16 protein-coding genes are annotated in these 19362 nt (G+C 61.4%); 6 read left to right on the forward strand and 10 right to left on the reverse strand.

All coding sequences use genetic code 11. The features are described from left to right. Nucleotides 1-28: 28 nt before the first annotated feature. The 3 genes from QO005_RS03685 to QO005_RS03695 are packed head-to-tail and all read left to right on the forward strand — an operon-like array spanning nucleotide 29 to nucleotide 2279. The gene (locus QO005_RS03685) at nucleotides 29-694 is read left to right on the forward strand and encodes a response regulator (protein ID WP_307156636.1); all 666 of its coding nucleotides are present in this window, start codon (nucleotides 29-31) and stop codon (nucleotides 692-694) included. Nucleotide 695: 1 nt separating this feature from the next. After that, a complete protein-coding gene (locus tag QO005_RS03690; protein WP_307156637.1) occupies nucleotides 696-2111 on the forward strand; it encodes a sensor histidine kinase in 1416 nt (471 codons plus the stop codon). Between the two features lie 15 nt (nucleotides 2112-2126). After that, nucleotides 2127-2279 (forward strand): hypothetical protein, encoded by a 153-nt coding sequence (locus QO005_RS03695; RefSeq protein WP_307156638.1) that lies wholly within the window; start codon nucleotides 2127-2129, stop codon nucleotides 2277-2279. A gap of 13 nt (nucleotides 2280-2292) precedes the next feature. Here QO005_RS03695 and QO005_RS03700 read toward each other — a convergent pair whose 3' ends face one another. From QO005_RS03700 to QO005_RS03745, 10 genes are all read right to left on the reverse strand, one after another. Further along, the gene (locus QO005_RS03700) at nucleotides 2293-3171 is read right to left on the reverse strand and encodes an ABC transporter permease (RefSeq protein ID WP_307156639.1); all 879 of its coding nucleotides are present in this window, start codon (nucleotides 3169-3171) and stop codon (nucleotides 2293-2295) included. Between the two features lie 11 nt (nucleotides 3172-3182). Next, the gene (locus QO005_RS03705; protein WP_307156640.1) at nucleotides 3183-4001 is read right to left on the reverse strand and encodes an ABC transporter ATP-binding protein; all 819 of its coding nucleotides are present in this window, start codon (nucleotides 3999-4001) and stop codon (nucleotides 3183-3185) included. Nucleotides 4002-4142: 141 nt separating this feature from the next. Further along, nucleotides 4143-5102, reverse strand: a complete 960-nt coding sequence (locus tag QO005_RS03710; RefSeq protein ID WP_370878004.1) for an ABC transporter substrate-binding protein — start codon at nucleotides 5100-5102, stop codon at nucleotides 4143-4145. A 338-nt stretch (nucleotides 5103-5440) separates the two neighbouring features. After that, complete coding sequence (gene guaD, locus QO005_RS03715) at nucleotides 5441-6742, reverse strand: guanine deaminase (RefSeq protein ID WP_307156642.1); 1302 nt, start codon at nucleotides 6740-6742, stop codon at nucleotides 5441-5443. A 13-nt stretch (nucleotides 6743-6755) separates the two neighbouring features. Further along, nucleotides 6756-7994, reverse strand: coding sequence for a urate hydroxylase PuuD (gene puuD, locus QO005_RS03720; RefSeq protein ID WP_307156643.1), 1239 nt, complete (start codon nucleotides 7992-7994; stop codon nucleotides 6756-6758). A gap of 221 nt (nucleotides 7995-8215) precedes the next feature. Continuing rightward, nucleotides 8216-9940 carry a tetratricopeptide repeat-containing sulfotransferase family protein gene (locus QO005_RS03725; RefSeq protein ID WP_307156644.1) on the reverse strand — a complete coding sequence of 575 codons (1725 nt, stop codon included), beginning with the start codon at nucleotides 9938-9940 and terminating at the stop codon, nucleotides 8216-8218. A 61-nt stretch (nucleotides 9941-10001) separates the two neighbouring features. After that, nucleotides 10002-10760 (reverse strand): xanthine dehydrogenase accessory protein XdhC, encoded by a 759-nt coding sequence (xdhC, locus tag QO005_RS03730; protein ID WP_307156645.1) that lies wholly within the window; start codon nucleotides 10758-10760, stop codon nucleotides 10002-10004. Further along, complete coding sequence (xdhB, locus tag QO005_RS03735; protein WP_307156646.1) at nucleotides 10760-13099, reverse strand: xanthine dehydrogenase molybdopterin binding subunit; 2340 nt, start codon at nucleotides 13097-13099, stop codon at nucleotides 10760-10762. The genes xdhC and xdhB overlap by 1 nt, the downstream gene beginning before the upstream one ends. 10 nt (nucleotides 13100-13109) lie before the next feature. Continuing rightward, on the reverse strand, nucleotides 13110-14573 hold the full coding sequence (xdhA, locus tag QO005_RS03740; protein ID WP_307156647.1) for a xanthine dehydrogenase small subunit: 1464 nt from the start codon (nucleotides 14571-14573) through the stop codon (nucleotides 13110-13112). A gap of 35 nt (nucleotides 14574-14608) precedes the next feature. After that, entirely contained in the window at nucleotides 14609-15382 is a 774-nt protein-coding gene (locus tag QO005_RS03745; protein WP_307156648.1) for a 3-hydroxybutyrate dehydrogenase, read from the reverse strand. Nucleotides 15383-15562: 180 nt separating this feature from the next. On the opposite strand from QO005_RS03745, the gene glpK reads away from it, so the two are divergent. The 3 genes from glpK (at nucleotide 15563) to map (ending at nucleotide 19351) form a co-directional block, all read left to right on the forward strand. Further along, nucleotides 15563-17071 (forward strand): glycerol kinase GlpK, encoded by a 1509-nt coding sequence (gene glpK, locus QO005_RS03750; protein WP_307156649.1) that lies wholly within the window; start codon nucleotides 15563-15565, stop codon nucleotides 17069-17071. A gap of 350 nt (nucleotides 17072-17421) precedes the next feature. Continuing rightward, complete coding sequence (locus QO005_RS03755; protein WP_307156650.1) at nucleotides 17422-18468, forward strand: LLM class flavin-dependent oxidoreductase; 1047 nt, start codon at nucleotides 17422-17424, stop codon at nucleotides 18466-18468. A 133-nt stretch (nucleotides 18469-18601) separates the two neighbouring features. After that, entirely contained in the window at nucleotides 18602-19351 is a 750-nt protein-coding gene (gene map, locus QO005_RS03760) for a type I methionyl aminopeptidase (RefSeq protein ID WP_307156651.1), read from the forward strand. The last annotated feature ends 11 nt before the right edge of the window (nucleotides 19352-19362 follow it).

Here is a 19362-nt window from a genome sequence, read left to right on the forward strand (position 1 = left end):
GGTGCCGCAGAGGGGGGAACACACCGTCATGCGCCTGCTGATCGTTGAGGACAATCATGAACTGGCCGACTGGCTGGCGCGGGCGCTGACGCAGGCGCAATATGCCGTGGATCTCGCCCATGATGGCGAGGAGGCGGAGCATCTGCTGGCGCTGACGGATTATGCGGCCATCGTGCTGGACCTGTCGCTGCCGAAGATCGACGGCATGACGCTGCTGAAGCGCATGCGCCGTGCGGGGCGGAAAGTTCCGGTGTTGATCCTCACCGCCAATGCTTCTCTGGAAGGCCGGGTGGCGGGGCTCGATTCCGGCGCGGATGATTATCTGGCCAAGCCCTTCGACCTGCCGGAGCTTGAGGCGCGATTGCGGGCGCTGATCCGGCGCGGTCATGATCTTGCCAGCCCGGAAATTGCCGTGGGAGATCTTGTGCTGAACAGCGCTTCGCGGCAATTCCTGCTGAAAGGCGAGGTGCTGGCGCTGACGCCGCGTGAGCATTCGGTGCTGGAATATCTGATGCTGAAGGCTGGCAGCACGGTGACGAAGGCAGCGCTTTCCGAAAGCGTTTTCGGCTTCGATGCCGAAACCGATCCCAGCGCCATCGAGATCTATGTGCATCGGGTGCGCAAGAAGCTGGAGGGCGGCGCGGTGCAGATCGCCACACTGCGCGGCCTGGGCTATATGCTAAGAGCGGCCTGACATGCGGCTTTCCGTGCTCCGCTTTTCCGCGCAATCTGCGGCTCATGCTCTGCGGCAGATGCGTCATAGCCTGCGGGCGCAGCTTCTGGCCTGGATCATGGTGACGCTGATGGGCGTTGTGGGTTTCAATCTCTATTCCGGCCTGTTGCAGGCCCGCGCCACCGCCAGCCTGGTGACGGATCGCATCCTGCTCGGTTCCGCCCGGACGATTGCCGAAGCCGTGCGTGTCGATGCCAGCGGCACGATCGAGGTGGACATTCCACCGGCGGCGCTGGAAATCTTCGATACCGGCTATGGAGACCGCGTCTATTACCGCGTCATGACCCCCTGGGGCAATCTGGTCGCCGGCTATGGCGATCTGCAAGAGCCGGATGTCGAGGGCAGGGGGCAGGATATCGTCTTTCGCAACAGCAATCTGCGCGCCTTGATGATTACCCATCCGCTGGTCGGCCTGCCTGCGGAATATCGTGTGTCTGTGACGGTTGCCGTGACGCGCTTCGGCCATCAGGCCATGCGTAATGATTTGTGGCTGTCGAATTTCAACGATCAGGTCCTGCTGGTCATCGTGGCGGGTGGGGTGACACTGGTTGGCCTGCAATGGGGGTTGGCCCCCGTGCTCAGGCTGCGCGATGCCGTGCGGCGGCGCCGCCGCGACCAGTTGCAGGCCTTTGACGAAACGCTGGTGCACACCGAGCTTCGCCCGCTGGTGCTGGCGCTGAATGATTACATGACGCGGGTGCAGGGCCAGATGGCCGCACAGCGCCGCTTCGTATCCAATGCCGCCCACCAACTGCGCACGCCGCTGACGCTGCTCTCCACCCAGGCCGGTTTTGCCATGCGCGAAACCGATCCGCAGCGGCGCGGTGAGGCACTGCAGGCTTTGCTGCGCTCCACCCGGCAGATGACAAGATTGGCCGAACAATTGCTGACCCTGACCCGGGCTGAACCCGGAAGCCGCGCGCCGCGCGCCGAGCGCATCGACATGGCGGCGGTAGCCCGTCAGGTGCTGGAGGCCCATGCCGAAATCGCCCTCAGCCGAGGCATCGATATCGGCCTGGAAGCGGAAGAGGAGGCCGTGGTCATCGGCGACGGTACCATGCTCAAGGAAATGCTGGTCAATCTGGTGGACAACGCGCTGCGCTATACGCCAGCCCCCGGAACGGTCACCGTCAATGTCCGGCGCATGCAGACGGCGGTGCTGCTGACGGTGGAGGATAGCGGTCCCGGCATTGCCGAGGCGGAGCGGCAGCAGGTTTTCGAGCGCTTCTATCGCATCATCGGCACGCAGGCCGAAGGCAGCGGGCTGGGGCTCGCCATCGTCCGCGAAGTGGTGGAAGGGGCCGGAGGCAAGGTGACCCTTGGCACTTCGGCGGAGGGCGGGCTGAAGGTGGAGGTCAGGCTGCCGGGGGCTGTGTGAGGAGAGCGCGGTCAGATGGGAGATAAACAAAAGGCCCGCGAAGTTTTTCGCGGGCCTTCTTTCTTGGGAGTTTCAGAGTATTTCCAGGAAAAGTGGAATCCGGTTTTCCGTCCGGAAATACCTAAAAACAAAGATTTAGAGCGCTTCAGTGTTTCCATGAAACAATGAAACGCTCTAGAGATCAATGCGTATCGAGGCTCTGCTGCGGACGCCACTTGGCAAGGCGGTTTTCCACCAGCGTCATCACATATTCCGCGGCAAGCGTGACGATCATCACCAGCACGATGGCGGCGAACATGCCGGCGGCGTCGAAGGTGCCCTTGGCAATCGAGATCAACTGGCCGATGCCGAAACGGGCGCCGACGAACTCCCCGACGATCGCGCCGATGATGGCAAAGCCGAAGGAGACGTGCAGGCTGGCGAAGATCCAGCTCATGGCCGAGGGAATGATGACGGCGCGCGTCACCTGCCAGTCGGAGGCACCGAGAATGCGGGCATTGGCGATCATGTCGCGGTCGGCTTCTCTGACGCCCTGGAAGGCATTGGCGAAGACGACGAAGAACACCATGATGAAGGCGAGCGCCACCTTGGAGGCAAGGCCCAGGCCCATGATCATGATGAAGATCGGCGCCAGCACCACACGCGGAATAGAGTTGATGGCCTTGATATAGACCGAGAAAATGTCCGACAGCAGCTTGTTGCGGCCAAGGCCGATGCCCACCACCACGCCTGCGATGGAGCCGGAGAAGAAGCCGATCAGCGCCTCTTCCATGGTGACGCCGAGATTGTACCAGAGCGAACCTTCGGTGGTGCCGTTGACGGCCCAGTCATAAAGGCGTTCAGCCACGGCGCTGGGGCTGGCATAGAAGAAGGGGTCGATCCAGTTGCGGCTGGAGGCAAGCTCCCACAGGCCGAGCGAGGCGATGAGAATGGCGACCTGCCAGAAAAGCACCACCTGCTTGCGGCGCTTGATGGCGCGAAGGGCGGCGGCTTCGATTTCCTTGTCGGACGTGCCGGGGCGGAAGGTGGCGGCGGGGGTGTTCATGGTGATATTGGCCATAGTGCTCTTCCTTAAGCAGCTTCCGAAGCGCGGCGATAGCTGGTTTCCACCTCTTCGCGCAGGTCGTCCCAGATGGTCTTGCAGTAATCGATGAAGCGCTGCTCGTAGCGGATTTCCGAGACGACGCGCGGCCGTTCCAACTCGATCCGGTAGACGGATTTGACGGTGGCGGGGCCTGCCGTCAGCACATAGACCTTGTCGGCCAGCGCCACGGCCTCTTCCAGATCGTGGGTGACGAAGACCACCGAGGCCTGACGTTCGGCCCATAATTGCAGCAGTTCCTCGTGCATCACCGTGCGGGTCTGCACGTCGAGCGCCGAAAAAGGCTCGTCCATCAGCAGGATTTCCGGCTCGTTGATGAAGGTCTGGGCAAGCGCCACGCGCTTGCGCATGCCGCCGGAAAGCTGGTGGGGATAGTGATGCAGGAATTTGCTGAGCCCGACGCGGGCCAGCCAGTCCTTTGCGGATTTTTCAGCCTCCGCCCGCGATTTGCCACGGAAAAGCGGCCCGGCCATGACGTTGTCGATGACGTTCTTCCACGGGAACAGCGCATCCTTCTGGAAGGCGAAGCCCACACGCGGGTCGATGCCGTTGACCGGTCCGCCCATCACCCGCACTTCGCCGGCGCTTGGCCTGGCAAGACCGGTGACGAGATTGAGCGTGGTGGATTTGCCGCAGCCCGTAGGCCCGACCACGGCAACGAATTCGCCGCGCTCCACCGTCATGTTGAAATCGCGAAGCGCCGTCAGCGTCTTGCCCGTGGGCGACACGAAGCGGCGGGTGACATTGATGAGTTCAATCGCCGGCGAGCGGCTCTGATCCTTGGCCATGGGTCATCCTTTCGGCGGGAAGGGCCCGCAGAGGCAATGGTGGTCTCAGGCATTTCCTTCGGAAATGCGTGGATTCAGTGGGTTAAAGCAGAGATAGTCTCGTGCAGGCACCGCCGCCCTGACGGGACGGCGGTGTTTAGCTCAGTTTGTCGGCGCGTTCTTCACGAATTCGGTCGTGTAGGTCTTGGCCAGATCGATCTGCTTGCCCTTGACGTTTTTGGAGAATTCCGAGAGCACGGCAAGAACGGTCTTCGGGCCGTCTTCCGGCATCACGCCATCGGGCGTGAACATGCCCTTGCCGGCGTCCAGAGCCTTGATATAGCCTTCCTTGTCGCCGACGTAGAAATCCTTCGGCATCTTTTCGGCAATTTCGGCAGCGGAATGGGTGTTGATGAAGCGCAGCGTCTTGACGAAGGCGTTGGAGAGCTTCTGCACCTCTTCCTTATGGGCATTGACCCAGGCGGTTTCCATGTAGAGCGAGGCGGCCGGATAGGTGCCGCCCAGCGCTTCCCGGGTCTTTTCGACCGTGCGCAGATCGACCAGAACCGAAGCTTCGCCGGTCTTCACCATGCGGGAAATGGTCGGCTCCGTGGTCATGCCGCCCTGGATGGTGCCCTGCTGGACGGCGGCGATGAAGGTGCCGCCCGCGCCCACCGGCACGGTGGTGATCTCACCGGCTTTCAGCCCGGCCTTGGAGGCCATGTAAAGCGTCAGGAAGTTGGTGGAAGAGCCAAGGCCGGTCACGCCGAGGGTTTTGCCCTTGAAATCGGCGAAGGACTTGATTTCGGGATTCTTGGCAGACACCAGTTCCACTTCGCCGGGCGCCTGGCTGAACTGCACGACGGATTCAACGAATTTGCCCTTGGCCTGCAAATCGACGCAGTGATCGTAGAAACCGACAACGCCCTGAACGGCGCCAGCCAGAAGCTGGTTTTCCGCATCAACGCCGGCGGCTTCGTTCAAAAGCTCGACCTCGATGCCTTCTTCCTTGAAATAGCCCAGGCTCTCGGCCAGCTTGGCAGGCAGGTAGATCTGCTTTTCATAGCCGCCGACCATGATGGTGATCTTTTCGGCAGCCTGCGACAGGGCCGTGGTGGCCATCAGCCCGGCAGCGGCGATGGTGGACAGCGACAGGGCGCGCAAAATGGTGCGGGTGGTAGGCATGGATGAACCTCCTCATCTTTTATCATGCCGTTGGCGCGGGCCCCCTCGGCACGCGTCTCCTCCACGGCATGTTGAAACCTAGAGCATTTCCAGGAAAAGTGCAGTCGCGGTTTTCCGTCCGGAAATGCTTAAAAACAAGAGCTTAGAGAATGTCCGATGAACACCTGTTCATCGGACATTCTCTAGTGTTAACACATCAAGCTTTCAGTCAGCTTTCAGAGAAATGCGTGGTGTGAAAGGTTGTGGGCTTGCTGCCTTGAAAAGGATAAAAGCCGCTATTGCGGCTTGCTCGCCACGCCTGCCACGTAGGTTTCCACCACAACCCGGTCGTCGCCCAGTGTCTGCATCAGGAAAAGCTCCTCATGCAAGGCGTTGACCGCCTCCATCTTCAGCGCCATGGCGGGGGTGGCGCTGCTGTTCAGCACCACGAAATCGGCTTCCGTGCCGGGGTCCAGCGTGCCGATTTTCTCCACCAGAGACAGAGCCTCGGCATTGCCGCGCGTCATGTGCCAGAAGCTTTCCAGCGGATTGAGCCTTTCCCCCAGCAATTGCTGGATCTTGTAGGCCTCATCCAGCGTGCGGAGCATCGAATAGCTGGTGCCGCCGCCAATATCGGTGGCAAGCGCCACGCGCACCGGCTTCTCCCGCCGCTGGATCAGCTTCAGCGGAAAGAGGCCGGAGCCGAGAAAGAGATTTGAGGTGGGGCAGTGCACGGCCACGCATCCCGTTTCCGACAGCACATCGGCCTCGCGTTCTGAGAGGTGAATGGCATGGCCGAACAGGGTCTTTTTGCCGAGCAGGCCGTAGCGGGCGTAGACATCGGTATAGTCTTCGGCTTCCGGGTAGAGCGAGGCGGTGAAATCGATCTCCTCGCGATTTTCCGAAAGATGGGTCTGGATATGCAGGCCGGGAAATTCCGCCGCCAGCGCCTGCACCTTTTCCATCTGCTCCGGCGTGGAGGTAATGGCAAAACGCGGGGTGATGGCCACCAGATTGCGGGCGCGGCCATGCCAGCTTTCGATAAGCTCGCGCGTCTCGTCATAGCCCGATTGCGGGGTATCGATCAGGCCCTGCGGGGCATTGCGGTCCATCATCACCTTGCCGGCGATCATGCGGGTGCCGCGCCTTGCGCTTTCGGCAAAGAAAGCATCCGCAGACGTCTTGTGCACGGAGCAATAGGCCACCGCCGTCGTGGTGCCCTGGCGCAGGAATTCATCGAAGAAATGCGTGGCGATCCGTTCCGCATGCGCGGTTTCCACGAAGCGGCACTCCTCCGGGAAGGTGTAGGTGTTCAGCCATTCCAGCAGATTGGCGGCATAGGAGCCGATCACCTGCATTTGCGGGAAATGCACATGACAATCGATGAAACCGGGCAGGATGAGATGCGGGCGGTGATCGATCTCGATCACGTCCTCACCGGCGGGCTTGACGCTATCGTAAGCGCCGCTGGCGAGGATGACGCCGTTTTCCAGGAGAAGCGCGCCATCGGTTTCATAGAGATAGCTCTCCCGGTCCGTGATGTGCTGCGGTTGGCGGTGGAAGGAGAGGAGGCGGCCACGGATCAGGGTTTTGGTCATGTATCTTTATCTTTCAGGGCTGGCTTCGCCCGTTCACGGCGCTTTCATACCAGGCCACCAGCAGGCGGCGTTCGTCCGGGGTGACCTCGGACACATTGCCGGGGGGCATGGCATGGCTGCGGCCTGCCTGCAAGTAAATCTCGCGGGCATGGGCGGCGATCTCGGCATCCGTCTCAAACTTCACATTCTTCGGCGGGCGGGCCAAGCCCTCCCACACGGGCTCTGCCGCATGGCACATGGAGCAGCGGGCCTGGATGACATCGCGGGCGGCACCGAAATGTGCATCCGCCATGAAACGTTCCTGAATGGGGGAGAGGCTCGCCTTTTCCGTTTTTTCTTCCGGACGCGGCACGGTGGAAAGCCACATGATGACGATGAAGATCACCGTGGTCGCCATCCAGGTCCAGATCGGCTTGCCCTTGCGGGCGTGAACCGTGTTGAACCAATGGCGGATGGTGACGCCCATCAGGAACACCAGCGCGGCGATGACCCAGTTATAGGCTGTCGCAAAGGCCAGCGGGTAGTGGTTGGAGAGCATGAAGAAAATGACGGGCAGCGTCAGGTAATTGTTGTGCAGCGAGCGCTGCTTGGCGATGCGGCCATATTTCGGGTCCGGTGTGCGTCCGGCGATCAGATCCGCCACCACGATGCGCTGGTTGGGCATGATGATGAAGAACACATTGGCCGACATGATGGTGGCGGTGAAGGCCCCGAGATGCAGGAAGGCGGCGCGGCCGGTGAACACCTGCGTATAGCCCCAGGCCATAGCGACCAGCACGCAGTAAAGCAGGATCATCAGCCCCCAGGTATTGTTGCCGATGGGGGATTTGCACAGGAGATCGTAACAGATCCAGCCGATGGAGAGCGAAACGATGGAGATGAGAATGGCCTGCCACGGCTCCAGCGGCAGCACATGCCGGTCGATCAGGAAGAGATCGGCGCCGCCGTAATAGACCACGCACATCATGGCAAAGCCGGAAAGCCAGGTGAAATAGCTCTCCCATTTGAACCAGGTCAGATGCTCCGGCATGGAGGCGGGCGCCACCAGATATTTCTGGATATGGTAGAAGCCGCCGCCATGCACCTGCCATTCCTCGCCATAGGCCCCCACCGGCAGGCCGGGACGCTTCACCAGCCCCAGATCCAGCGCGATGAAATAGAAGGAAGAGCCGATCCACGCGACCGCCGTGATGACGTGCAGCCAGCGCACCGCAAAGGCAACCCATTCCCAGGCTATGGCGAATTCATACATGACAGGTTCCTTGTTCCCGCATCTTTCTCGGAGCGCTTTTCGATCTGATGGAATCAGAGTGGCGCTCTTACTTTTTGTTTCTCCGCATTTCCGGACGGAAAACCGCGACGGCGCTTTTCCCCGAAATGCTTTAGGCTCACATTGCAGAATTCTTGACGTCAAGAAAAGTGGGATCGCCCATCCGGCGGTATTATTTTGTGCGTGGCTGAAAAATGGGCGTTTCAGCCTGTTTCCGTCAGCCCTGCTTCGGCGAGGATTTCGATCATCGGGCCGAGGTGCTGGCGGTAATGCTGCGTCTTGCGGTCACGACCGCTATACATGCCCTGGCGCACCTGAGCGCTGCTCAGGGTCTTCACCGGCCGGTCTGAAAGGTGGAAGTCAAGGCAGCGCCGGTCGAAGGGCAGGCCGCAGAAATCCAGCAGGCGCCGCGTTTCGGCCTCCTGGTTTTCCGTCAGGTCTTCATAGGAAAAGATCAGCACGTCATCGGGAAACAGGCGCTGCCACTGATCGCCAAGCTGCCGCTCGGCCACGATATAGCGCGCGGTATCCGCCAGATCGTAACCATAGACCGTGCCCTGGCTGGGGAAGTAGGTGGAATAGATCGCAAAGCCATTGGCCAGCGCATCGCGCCGGGTGATGACGATCTTCGCCTTCGGAAAGATCAGCCGGATGAAACCCACCCAGAGCAGGTTGATCGGCATCTTGTCGGCAATGCGCCTGCCATCGGCCTTGGCCCGCAGCGGTGCAAGATAGGCTTCGCCCGCAGCGCTCAGCATGTCTGCCCGGAGATTGGCGGGGCCGCGCGGTGCGCTGCGGTCCGGTTCGCCCTTATCCTGGAAGCACTCCGGGAAAAACCGGGCGATCACATGGCTCAGGCTTTCCAGCTCGCCTGCGCCGTAGATGTCCGGATGGCTCGCCAGGATCTGCTCGGTCAGGCTGGTGCCGGAGCGCGGCAGGCCGGTGATGAAAACCGGCGCTTCCTGTCTCGGCGAAAGCCCGCAATGGCTGGCCACAAGCTCCGGCGTAAACAGCGCGCGCATCGCCTTGATCAGCGCAAGATCATCCTCCAGCCGGTAGGCCGGAAATTCGAGGCGGCGCAGGGTGTTTGCCTGCGCCAGATAAGGGAAGGCCGCCTCATGCTGCTTCGTTTCATCCAGCGCCTTGAAGAGTGCAAAGCCGAGCTTCAATTGCCGCGCGGGTGCATCCGCAAGCCTTTCGTAAAGCGCCTGCATGGTGGCAATGCGCGGCTCGCCTGGCTGGTATTTCTGCAGCATGCCGGAGAGCAGGAAGACATCGCTGTTGTCGGGATCGATCTCCAGGGCACGGTCATAGGCAGCCTTCGCCTCTTCCGTCCGGCCCAGACCCTGCAAGGTCTGGCCGAGATAGAACCAGGCGGTAAAATCCGACGCTGCGGCCTCTGTGGCGCGGCGGGCAAATTCAAGAGCGGCCTCGAATTCTCCCTCCATCAGCGCCCGGAAGGTGGTTTCGTTGAGGGCTTCGAGATGGTCTGGCGCAAGCGCCAGCACGGCGTGATAGGCCCTGTCAGCCTCCGCAGCCTGTCCCAAGCGTTTGAGCGCGCGGGCAAAGGCGAGACGTGTGGCAAGATCGTCATGCCCGCTTTCAATCGCTGCCCGAAAATGGCGGGCCGCTTCGCTCCATTGGCCTGAGGCCGCCAGAACCTGCCCCTTGCGGGCCAAGAGCGCAGGCGTTGCCTCAAGGCTCAGCGCCTGATCCAGCAGCTCGCAGGCGGTCTGATGGTCGTGAAGGGCAATCGCCACATCCGCAAGGCTGGCGGAGGCCTTGTGAGCCACGGTGATCATCTGCTGCGCCTGCGCTCGCTGTTCGGGCTGAAGCCGGTCCAGTCCCAGCGTCAAGGCCTGCCGCGCCGCTGCATAAATCGGGGCGAGCTTCTGCCGTTGCGCTGCAAGAACGGAATGATCTGCCATGCTGAACCCTGCCTGTCTGAATGTCTCCCATCGCCAATAGGATAGCGAGCCTGCCCCAGGCTCACCTGAGGAGGCGTTGTAAAAGCTCCGCCGCCACCAGTGCTGCAATCACCGCCGGGCGTTTGTCGCGGACGGCGCTGGCGCCAATCGGCAGGATCAGCCGGTCAAGATCCACGGTGTCGCGGTCTTCCTCCCGCAGCCAGCTTGCAAAGCGCGCCCGCTTGGTGGCCGAGCCAATCATGCCAATATAGGCGAGATCCTCTCGGGCAAGGGCGGCGCGGCCAATCAGAAAATCCTGCGCATGATCATGTGTCACGATCACCGCCGCACCGCCGGCGGGAAGAGCGGCAATCTCCGCTTCCGGCAGGGCTGTGCGGCAAAAAGCAATGCCCGGCGGCAAAATCGGGTCCGGCTCGTTGCGGCTGTCGATCAGCCGGATGCGAAGCGGCAGGGGCGAAAGCGCCAGCGCCAGCGCCAGCCCGACATGGCCTGCTCCGAAAATGAAGACGGCAGGATTGGCCGCCGCTTCCGCCGCCAGCCGTGCCTCAAGTGAAGCCTGGCGCTCCGGTGTCAGCCGCTCCAGCGCAAGCCGCACCCGTCCGCCGCAGCACTGGCCGATTTCCGGTCCCAGCGGCACATCCATTTCGGCATGGTCTTCGCCGCTCACCAGCAGGTAGCGGGCCTTCTCAATGGCCATCCACTCCAATTGCCCGCCACCGATGGTGCCTTCTACGCTCACGTTATCCACCACCATAAAGGCCCCGGCCTCCCGCGGCGTAGACCCTTTGGCTTCGGTGATGGTGATGAGGATGCGCCCCATCACACTCCCGCCTTCAGCCTTTCCACGGCCATCAGCACCCGTTCCGGGGTGGCGGGGGCGTCGAGGCGGGGGCAGAGGCGGTAATCGGCAACGCTGGCCACCGCCATGGAGAGAGCCTCCAGCACGGAGATGGCCAGCATGAAGGGCGGCTCGCCCACCGCCTTGGAGCGGCCAATGGTGGGTTCTGAGTTTTGCGACCATTCCGCCAGTTGCACGTTGAAGATCTTCGGGCGGTCGGAGGCGAGGGGGATCTTGTAGGTTGAGGGCGCGTGGGTGCGCAGCCGCCCCTTGCCATCCCACCACAATTCCTCCGTGGTCAGCCAGCCCATGCCCTGCACGAAGCCGCCTTCGATCTGGCCGATATCGATGGCCGGGTTCAGCGAGTGGCCCACATCGTGCAGAATATCGGTGCGCTCCATCAGATATTCGCCGGTCAGCGTATCGATGGAGACTTCCGAGCAGGATGCGCCATAGGCGAAATAATAGAAGGGCGTGCCACGACCGGAAGCCCGGTCCCAGTGGATCTTCGGCGTCTTGTAGAAACCCGCGGCGGAAAGCTGCACGCGGGCAAGATAGGCTTCCCTGATGAAATCCGGGAAGGGGATTTCTTCTGCGCCCACCCGCACCCGGTTGGGCAAAAACACGACGTCGGCCGGGGATACGCCCCATTTTTCGGCAGCGAAAGCGATGAGCCGCTCCTTGATCTGCCGCACGGCATCGTAGGCGGCCATCCCGTTCAGGTCGGAACCGGAAGAGGCGGCGGTGGCGGAGGTGTTGGGCACTTTGCCGGTGGTGGTGGCGGTGATCTTCACCTTGTCGATATCCACCTGGAAGCCATCGGCAATCACCTGGGCGACCTTGGTGTAAAGGCCCTGGCCCATTTCCGTGCCGCCGTGGTTGAGGTGAATGGAGCCATCCTGATAGACATGCACCAGCGCGCCCGCCTGATTATAGGCGGTCATGGTGAAGGAAATCCCGAACTTCACCGGCGTCAGCGCAATGCCCTTTTTGATGACGGGGCTCGTGCGGTTGAAATCGATGATCGCGCTCCGCCGCGCCTGATAATCCGACGAGGCCTCAAGCTCCGCCACCACGCGGGCAATGACATTGTCCTCCACCTGCTGGTGATAGGGGGTGAGATCGCGGCCCGAGCCCTTCTCGCCATAGAAATTGGCCTTGCGCACCTCCAGCGGGTCCTTGCCCAGCGCATAGGCGATTTCCTCGATCACCCGTTCCGCGCCCAGCATGCCCTGCGGCCCGCCAAAGCCGCGATAGGCGGTGTTGGAGACGGTATGGGTTTTCAGCGGCTGCGAAGTCAGCTTCACATGCGGGTAGAAATAGCTGGAATCGGCGTGAAACAGTGCCCGGTCCGTCACCGGGCCGGAGAGGTCGGAGGAATAGCCGCAGCGGGCGGCATAATTGGCCTCGATGGCGTGGATGCGGCCGTCATCGTCAAAGGCCACATCGAAATCCATCTTGAAATCATGCCGCTTGCCGGTGATCGACATGTCCTCGTCGCGGTCCGGGCGGAATTTCACGGCGCGGTTCAGCTTCTTGGCGGCAAGCGCTGCAAGGGCGGCAAACTGGTTGCCCTGGGTTTCCTTGCCGCCGAAGCCGCCGCCCATGCGCCGCACATTCACGGTAATGGCGTGGGAGGGGATATTCAGCACATGGCCGACAATATGCTGGATTTCCGAGGGGTGCTGAGTAGAGGACCAGACGGTGACATCGTCATCCTCACCGGGAATGGCCAGCGCAATATGGCTTTCCAGATAGAAATGCTCCTGCCCGCCGATGCGCATGCTGCTTTTCAGCCGGTGCGGAGCCTTGTCGAGTTCCGTTTCCGGCTCGCCGCGCTTCAGCACCATGCCGGGGGTCACGAGCGGTGCGCCGTTTTCAAGCGCGCCGTCAATATCGGTCCAGAAGGGCAGGTCGCGATAGTCCACCTTGGCCAGGCGCGCCGCCTTGCGGGCGGCATCGCGGGTTTCGGCAATCACGGCAAAGAGCGTCTGGCCGTGAAATTCCACCCTGTCATGGGCAATCAGCGGCTCGTCATGACGGCCACCGGAGGAGACATCGTTGACGCCGGGAATATCCTTGGCCGTCAGTACCGCCACCACGCCGGGATAGGCTTCGACGGCGGAAAGATCGATGGAGACGATTTCCGCATGCGCCCGGTCGGCAAGACCGAGCCCGCCATGCAGAAGGCCGGCGGGTTCTGGAATATCGTCAATATATTCCGCCGTGCCTGACACATGCTTGTGGGCGGAGTCGTGCCGGAGCGACTGGTGCATCGGGCCTTTGATATAGGCATTGGTTTCGTAAGTCGGCTTATCCATGGGTCTGGTCTCAAGCCTCCTCAAATCGCTGCAATTCCTGGCGGGTGCCGGATGTTTCGAGGAAGAAGCGGGTCAGCAGGTTTTTCGCCGTCAGTTGCCGGTACTCCGCCGTGGCGCGCCAGTCGGTCAGCGGCTGGTAGTCGCGGTCGAAAGCGGCGCGGGCCGTTTCGATGCTGTCGCTTGTCCATGGCTTTCCGGCAAGGGCTGCTTCCACTGCCTGTGCCCGTTTTGGCGTGCCCGCCATACCGCCAAAGGCGATGCGGATATGGGTGACGGTGTTTGCCGCATCCAGTTCCAGATGAAAGGCGCCGCAAAGGGCGGAAATATCCTCATCCCGGCGCTTGGAAATCTTGTAGATGGCGAAATGGCTCTCGGCCTTCGGGTGCGGTACGTGGATTGCTTCCACGAATTCTCCCGGCTGGCGATCCTGCTTGCCGTATTCGAGGAAATAGGCTTCCAGCGGCATCTCGCGGCGGCCAGCGGCAGAGCGCAGGGTGAGCGTTGCGTTCAGCGCAATCAGCGCCGGAGGCGTGTCGCCAATCGGCGAGCCATTGGCGATATTGCCGCCAATCGTGCCCATATGGCGCACCTGCTGGCCGCCAATGCGCTCGATCAACCGCGCAAAAGCGGGGATCTCCTTGCGCAACGCCGTCAACGCCGTGGCGTAGCTGACGCCTGCGCCGATGGTGATGCCGGTTTCGCTGACCGTCATCTCCTGCAACGCTTCCAGATGGTTGATGAACACCACCGGGTCCAGCACCCGCATTTGTTTGGTGACCCAGAGGCCGACATCGGTGGCGCCAGCCACGATCACCGCCTTTTCATGCGCGGCCAGCACATTGGCGAGCGCCTCAACGCTGTTCGGTACGATCAGGCTGCGGCCATTACCCTCAACAACAATGGTGTCCTTGGTCTGCATCGCTTCAAGCTTTGCCGTCACCGCGGCGCGTTCCCGCAAGATCGGGTCGAACAGGGCGGAAGGTCGCGTTTTTGCCGCCTGTTCCGCCGCCTTGACGATCGGCTCATAACCCGTGCAGCGACAGAGATTGCCTTGCAGGGCGCGCTCGATCTCGGCGCGGCTGGGATCGTCGTGGGTCAGCCACAGTCCGTAGAGCGACATCACGAAGCCGGGGGTGCAGAAACCGCATTGCGAGCCATGACAGTCTACCATGGCCTGCTGCACCGGGTGCAGCGTGCCATCCCTGGCCGCCAGATGCTCCACCGTCACCACATGGGTGGCGTTGAGCGAGCCGATGAAGCGGATGCAGGCATTGACGCTTTCATAGACAAGGCGGCCCTTGACGAGCCGCCCGACCAGCACGGTACAGGCCCCGCAATCGCCTTCCGCGCAGCCTTCCTTGGAGCCGGTCAGGCGGCGGGCAAGCCGCAGATAATCCAGGAGCGTGCCGGTGGGGTCGGCGCGTGTTAGCGCCACCTCTTCATCATTCAGCAGAAAGCGGATGCGGTCTGTCATAGGGGCCCTTTAAAAGCAAAGTCCGATTCGTAAGCTTATTGCGCCGTCCAGCCGCCATCAATGCTGATGGATGTGCCGGTGATCTGCTTTGCCGCATCGCTGGCCAGATAAAGCGCGGTGGCGGCCACATCCTCGATGCTCACGAATTCCTTGGTGGCCTGCAGGCGCAGCATCACATCGGTCTTCACCTGCTCTTCGGAAATGCCGCGCGCCTTGGCCGTGTCGGGAATCTGCTTTTCCACCAGCGGGGTCAGCACATAGCCGGGGCAGATGGCGTTGACGGTCACGCCGAATTCCGCAAGCTCAAGGGCTGCCGATTTCGTCAGCCCCAGAATACCATGCTTTGCCGCGACATAGGCGGATTTAAAAGGCGAGGCCACCAGCCCATGCGCCGAGGCGATGTTGATAATGCGGCCCGCCTTCTTTTCCTTCATCGCCGGAATGGCGGCGCGCATGGTGTGAAAGGCGCTGGAGAGATTGATGGCGATGATCTGGTCCCATTTTTCGATGGGAAACTCCTCCACCGGCGCCACATGCTGCACACCGGCATTGTTCACCAGCACATCCACGCCGCCGAAGGTTTTCACGGCGGTAGCGATCAGGTCGGCGATGTCCTGCGGTTTCGTCATGTCGGCCTTGTGGTAGAGCACTTGCACGCCCTTGGCTTCCAGGCCCTTGACCGCCGCCTCGATGGCGGATGCCTCGCCAAAGCCGTTGATGACGATGTTGTCACCGGCCTCCGCAAAGGCCGTGGCAATGCCAAGCCCGATGCCGCTGGTGGAACCGGTCACGACGACGCTTCTCTTCATAATCCACTCCCTGAAATGATGAGAAAGATGCTATGCGCAACTCTGTTGCGGTGCAATTCAGCTTTTTAACAAACAGGCATGCAATATCTTCGCTTATCTTCACAGCGAGCTTTTGACAAAATCCTTGGGTTTCGTATGATCGAAAAACGAAATTAAAACGAATATTCTGGGAGGAATATCATGGGTGGATTTGTGCTGGCCATCGACCAGGGAACGACGTCGAGCCGCGCCATCGTCTTTGACCGGTCCATGCGCATTGTCGGCGTCGGACAGCAGGAATTTCCGCAGATTTTCCCGAAATCCGGCTGGGTGGAGCATGATCCCGAGGCTATCTGGGCAAGTGTGACCCATTCCATTCACGATGCGCTGGCCCGTGCTCGCATCACCGCAGCCGATATCGCCGCCATCGGCATCACCAACCAGCGAGAGACCGTGGTGGTGTGGAATCGCGCCACCGGCAAGCCCATTCACAACGCCATTGTCTGGCAGGACCGGCGCACCGCCTCGACGTGCGAAAAGCTGAAGGCCGACGGGCTGGAAAAGACCTTTACCGAAAAGACCGGCCTGCTGCTCGATCCCTATTTTTCCGGCACCAAGCTTGCCTGGTTGCTGTATCATGTGGAGGGCGCGCGGGCACGGGCGGAAAAGGGCGAGCTTTGCTTCGGCACCATCGATAGCTTCCTGATCTTCCGCCTCACCGGCGGCAAAAGCTTTGTCACCGATGCCACCAATGCCTCGCGCACGCTGATCTTCAACATCGCCACACAGGACTGGGACGGCGATCTTTTGAAGCTCCTCAACATTCCGGCAAGCCTCCTGCCGGAGGTGAAGGACTGCGCCGCCGATTTCGGCGTCACCACCACCGAAAGCTTCGGGGCGGAAGTGCCGATTCTCGGCGTGGCGGGCGACCAGCAGGCGGCCACCATCGGTCAGGCCTGTTTTGAGCCCGGCATGGTCAAATCCACCTATGGCACCGGCTGTTTCGCGCTGATCAATACCGGCGAAGACATGGTGCGCTCGAAAAACCGGCTGCTGACGACGGTGGCCTACCGGCTGGACGGCAAGGTGACCTATGCGCTGGAAGGCTCGATCTTCGTGGCCGGGGCCGCCGTTCAATGGCTGCGCGACGGCATCAAGGTCATCGGCGATGCCGCTGAGACCGGCAGGCTGGCGGCGGAAGCCGATCCCAACCAGCAGGTCTATCTCGTGCCTGCCTTTACCGGCATGGGTGCGCCCTGGTGGGACCCGGAAGCGCGTGGCGCAATCTTCGGCATGACGCGCAATACCGGCCCCGCCGAATTTGCCCGCGCCGCGCTTGAGGCCGTGTGCTACCAGACCCGCGACCTTCTGGACGCCATGCAGAAGGACTGGGCCAAGGATGGCCGCGAAGCGGGCGATCAGGCCATGGTGCTGAGGGTGGATGGCGGCATGTCGGCCTCCGACTGGACGATGCAGCGCCTGTCCGACATTCTCGACGCGCCGGTGGACCGTCCGGCCATTATCGAGACCACGGCGCTGGGCGCAGCCTTTCTGGCCGCCAGCCGGGCAGGACTCTGGCCCGGATGCGATGATTTCGCCAAGGCCTGGGCGCGGGACGAGCGCTTCACCCCCGCCATGGATGAGGCAACCCGAACGCAGAAGCTGCGCGGCTGGCGCGAGGCGGTGAAGCGCACGCTGACGCATTCTTGAGGGATGGATGCAGAAAGTTGAGTGAAGGGATTGCGAAATTGAGTCCGGTTTTGCCGCCAATACCCTATAAAGTTTGGGAAAATTCACTTTTCTTCATAAAGTGATTCAAGCACTGAACACTGTGTTTTCGCTCAGTGCTTTGTACTTTTTCAACCCTAGCTTATATCAGGGGACATTGAAAATGACCCCTGACATTCCCTTTTCGAATATCTCAAGCCTTTGAAGCATTTGAGGTATTCGAAATTCTGGCAAGGCGAGGAGGCTTAAGTATCTTCGAGCCTTGGTCTGATGTGAGGGGCATGCAACCATTATGCCCCATGGCCGTTTTGCCGGGGCAGGAAGGACAAGCCATGGAACTCGGGCTTTATACATTTGCCGATGTCGATCCCAATGCCGCCAACAAGGGGCAGGAGGCAAAGCGCCGCGTCGATGAACTGCTCGCCGAAATCAGGCTGGCGGATGAGGTGGGGCTCGACGTGTTCGGCCTTGGCGAGCATCACAGGCCCGATTACATGGCCTCATCGCCGGCCACCATTCTGGCGGCAGCGGCTGTGCAGACGAAAAACATTCGCCTGACCAGCGCCGTCTCGGTGCTCAGCTCCGACGATCCGGTCCGGGTCTTCCAGCAATATGCAACGGTCGATCTGCTTTCCAATGGCCGGGTGGAGATCATGGCGGGGCGCGGCTCCTTCATCGAAAGCTTTCCGCTCTTCGGCTATGAGCTTGATGATTATGATCTTCTCTTTGCCGAGAAGCTGCAATTGCTCATGGATATCCGCGAGAACGAGGTGGTGAACTGGGAGGGGGAGACCCGCAAGCCCATCAAGGGTCGCGGCGTCTATCCGCGCCCGCTGCAGGACCCGCTGCCGCTGTGGATCGCGGTGGGTGGCACGCCGCAATCGGTGGCGCGGGCCGGCTATCTCGGCCTGCCGCTGGCGGTTGCCATCATCGGCGGCGAGCCGCGCCGGTTCGCACCCTTCTTTGATCTCTATCGCCAGAGCGCGGCCAAGGCGGGCAATGATCCGGCCAGCCTGAAGACCTCGATCAATGTCCACGGCTTCATTCACGACACGGTGGAAAGTGCTGCCGACATCTTTTACGCCCCGCAGGCGGAAGTGATGGACCGGCTGGGCCGCGAGCGCGGCTGGCCCCCGACCAACCGCGCCCATTATGACGCGATGCGCGGCCCGCACGGGGCGCTGTTCGTGGGCGATGCCGAGATGGTGGCGGAGAAGATCATTGCCCATCACAAGATCTTCCGGAACGACCGTTTTCTGCTGCAAATGGCAATCGGCCCCATGCCTCACAAAGATATTATGCGGGGTATCGAGATTTACGGCACGAAAGTCGCGCCGCTGGTGCGCAAGGCGTTGACGCCGGAGGGGGTGGCGGCGTAAGTCCGCCATAACAGCATAGTCCGACCGGGGTAAAACGGGGATCGATAAGATTATGCTTTAAAAATAATAAGGTAGAGCGCCGATCGGAATTGCCTGATCAACAGGCGCTCTCCCACTGACGAAAGACATTGCCATGATCATTTCCAGCGACGAAGACCTTCAGGCCCTCAGGGATGTCGGGAGAATTTGCGCGCTGGCGGTGAAAACCATGGGAGGGGCTCTGGAGCCCGGCATCACCACGCGGGAACTGGATGCCATTGGCCGCAAGGTGCTGGAAGAGCACGGCGCGCAATCGGCGCCGGAGCTCTGCTATCAGTTTCCCGGCGCCACCTGCATCAGCGTCAATGAGGAAGTGGCCCACGGCATTCCGGGTGACCGGGTGATTGCGGCAGGCGATCTCGTCAATATCGATGTCTCGGCTGAAAAGGCGGGTTTCTTTGGCGATACCGGCGCATCCTTCATCGTGCCGCCGGGCAAGCCGAAGGTGGAAAAACTGCTGCGCGATGGCAAGCGGGCGCTGTTTCTCGGCATCAACCAGGTGAAGACCGGCACGCCTTTTTCCCGCATCGGTACGGTGATTGGCGCGTTTGCCCTGAAGAACCGCTATACGCTGATCGGCAATCTCGCCAGCCACGGCATTGGCCGTTCGCTGCATGAGGAGCCGAAGGAGCTTTCCACCTGGCCCGATCCGGAGGAAACCCGCATCATGGAAGAGGGGCAGGTCTTTACCATCGAGCCCTTCCTGTCCCTGGGCGGGGAGTGGGCCGAGGATGGCGACGACCCCTGGACGCTCTACAGCGATCCGCAGGCGCCCACCGTGCAATTCGAACACACGGTGGTGGCCACCAAAAACGGCCCAATCATTCTGACGCTGGCGGATTGAAGGTTTTGCCG

It is taken from the genome of Allorhizobium paknamense (assembly GCF_030815125.1).
In the GTDB taxonomy this organism is placed as follows: domain Bacteria; phylum Pseudomonadota; class Alphaproteobacteria; order Rhizobiales; family Rhizobiaceae; genus Allorhizobium; species Allorhizobium paknamense.